The sequence below is a fragment of the Mesorhizobium sp. M1E.F.Ca.ET.063.01.1.1 genome, from assembly GCF_003998155.1.
Classification (GTDB): domain Bacteria; phylum Pseudomonadota; class Alphaproteobacteria; order Rhizobiales; family Rhizobiaceae; genus Mesorhizobium.
The window spans coordinates 1-2,900 of sequence record NZ_RZSC01000732.1; the positions used below are offsets into that span (position 1 = coordinate 1).

2 protein-coding genes and 1 pseudogene are annotated in these 2,900 nt (G+C 64.1%); all 3 read left to right on the top strand.

The window, feature by feature from the left end; translation table 11 throughout:
* A partial coding sequence (locus EOA29_RS31380; protein WP_127222081.1) for a Mu transposase C-terminal domain-containing protein occupies positions 1-1,228 on the top strand: 1,228 nt, incomplete at its 5' end.
* A gap of 1 nt (position 1,229) precedes the next feature.
* A pseudogene (locus EOA29_RS31385) lies at positions 1,230-2,107 on the top strand (TniB family NTP-binding protein).
* Positions 2,104-2,900 (top strand): TniQ family protein (locus tag EOA29_RS31390; RefSeq protein WP_127222082.1); only part of this gene is annotated, 797 nt, incomplete at its 3' end. The pseudogene EOA29_RS31385 and the gene EOA29_RS31390, both read left to right, overlap by 4 nt.

Sequence of the window (2,900 nt, forward strand, 5' to 3'; positions counted from 1 at the left end):
GTTCAGCCCCGAGGAGATCGCGAGGAAACGGTCCGCCAATCCGAAGCATCTCCAGCGGCTCAAACCGCGGCCAGGATACATCCATGCGGCACGCCCGCTCGATGTCTGCCAGATCGATCACACGCCCACCGACATCAACTTCGTGGAGGTCGTCGACGGCGGCGGAACGTTCATCGGCCGGGCATATCTCACGATCGTCACCGACGTGGCCACCCGCTGCATTCTTGGCTTCTGCCTCACCCTCGAGAAGCCGTCGGCGCTGTCGGTCGCGCTCTGCCTGGCGCACGCCATGTGTCCAAGGGAGGCATGGTTGGCCGCGCGCGGCATCGAGCATGGATGGCCGATGTTCGGTCGACCACGGTCGCTCGTCACCGACTCAGCCAAGGAGTTCAAAGGGAATGCCTTCCAGCGCGGGTGCGAGGACTACGGCATTCGGATCCACTACCGGGATCGCGGCCGCGTCCACCAGGGCGGCGTGGTCGAAAGGCTGCTCGGAAAGCTCAACGCCGTTCTTGCGACGCAGCCCGGCTCTACGGGCAGATCCGTGGCGGACCGCGACGAATATCCCGCAGAGCGCCGAGCCCGTCTCTGCTTCGCCGATCTGGAGCGATGCGTCGCGCTCGCGGTGATCGACCATAACCTTCAGCAAAACGCGAGGACATTGAAGGTGCCGGCGACAGAATGGAACCGGCTGGCGCACGATTTGCCCCGCTTCGACGATGATCCTATACGGGTCTTGCTGGCATTCATGCCTGGGACGGAGAGGCGCATCTCGCCGCAGGGCGTCAGCATGTTCGCGTTGGACTATTTTTCACCGTGGCTGGGCAGCCTCGTCCCGCAGCGGGACCGGCTCAGCCGGCTCGAGGTGCGATACGACCCTCGCTACATCAGCCACATCTACATCCGGGATCCCGACACACGAGAGTTCCGGCCGGTGGCGAGAAGAGACGGGATCACCACACCGACGACGCTATGGGAGCACCAAGGTGACCGTGCTCATCGACGTGCCGCAAACGCCCGATCGGATGTAGAGAAGGTGACGCTTCGCAGCCGGATCGCGGAAATAGCGGGTGGGCAGAAGCCTTCAAAGGCGGCCGTGCGCGATGCCGTCCGTCGAGCACACGCGGCCGAAGCGCCCAAACCCTATGATGCGATGCGTCCGGCGACGCCAGCGCCTGCCGAGCATCCGATACGTCAGAAACGCCGTCTGCCGGTCGAGGATTGGTGACGTGGTGGACCATCTGCTCGACCACGTTCGCCCGGTTCTTGACCGCAGCATGGAAGAGCGGATCGCCTATATCCAGGCGCCGCGATGGATCGGACATCAGGTGGCAGTCCAAGCGCATGAACGCCTTGCCGAGTTGCTGTCCCGGCCGGGGCGTTGCGGACCCGAGGCCTGATGCTCGTCGGACCCTATGCCAACGGCAAGACGATGATCGCCGAACGGTTTGCTGTCGAACATCTGAGAACCGCCGAGCAGCAGCGGGTGTGGGTGGTCCAGACGCGTGAGGGTGCGGGCCTCGCCCATTTCTATGGAAGCATCCTCGAGGCATTGCGAGCGCCAACCGGCATGGGTCGTGGTGTCGGTCGCAAAGCCGAGCAAATCGATCGCCTGTTCGACAGCGTGAAGCCCAGGATGCTGATCTTCGACGAATTCCACAATGCGCTGCGGGGCCGATCGCGGGACGTCGAGGCGGTTCTTGCATTCCTCAGAAGGATCGGCCGCCAGTTCGACATTTCACCGATTCTGATCGGTGAGGCCGCCGTGTACGACTTCATCAACCAGACCGCCGAAATGGCGACCCGATTCGACCTGCATGCAGTGCCGCGATGGCAATATGGCGAGGAGTTTCACGCGCTGCTCGACAGCCTCGAAGCCTCCATGCCGCTCGCCCGCGCTTCCGATCTCTCGGATGAACCGATGGCGCGGATGATCTTCCAGATCTCCGAGGGCCTGATCGGCGAGATCGTGGCGATCGTCTCTGCGGCGGCCGTGGCGGCGGCAAGGTCTGGCGCGGAGCGGATAACGAAAACGGGCATCGAGGCGCTGCGCTACATCCCCGTCTCGAAGCGCCGCCGGGCGCCGGTGCGTGACCGCCTGCTGTGAGCGGAGCGCGCTTCGCCATCGAGGTCCGTGAGCGATACGGGGACGTCGTTCGGGATCGGTGGCCCGTTTCCATTGACCCGCAGCCGGATGAGCTGTTGTCGAGCTGGCTCCACCGCCTTGCCATCGCCAACGGTATCGCGCCGCGGCCATTCGCCAGCGTCCTCGAGTTGGGCGACGGAATGTGGTCGCCGCGCCTCGATCTCCGGCTTCCACGCGAGGTCGCCACCCTGCTGACCGGTCGGACGGACGTTCCACACGAAACGATATCGGCGATGGCGATGACTGGTCCAGCGTTGACGCCGCTCCTGCTGCCGTTGCGCGAGAACGTCCGCCGGAACCGTTCGACCTGGATGCAGTATTGTCCCCAGTGCCTTGCCGACGACGAAGTGCCGTATTTTCGCCGTCCCTGGCGGCTGGCGACGCGCATCTCGTGCTTCGTGCATGGTCGCGGTCTTCGGGATCGATGTCCCGCCTGTCGAAGCGGGATTGCATCCTTCGACCAGACCGAACTGATGCCGCAGCACTTCTGCGCCCGATGCGCCTTCGATCTGCGCACGGCATCGAAGGTCTTCGTCAAAACGTCGGCACGACGGCTGGAACGGTCGATCGACGATATCTGCAAGGTGGAGATGGCCAAGGGATCGATGACGATCGGCGACCTGACTTCGCGCCTGCTGGGCGCGCCTATCGTTGCAGGCGTCTCATTGGGGAAGACGCTCACGAACCTGTCCACGTCCTCGCGCATCCGCTGCTTCGAATGGCTCGCGGACAAGCCTGTCAGCTGGTTGATGAC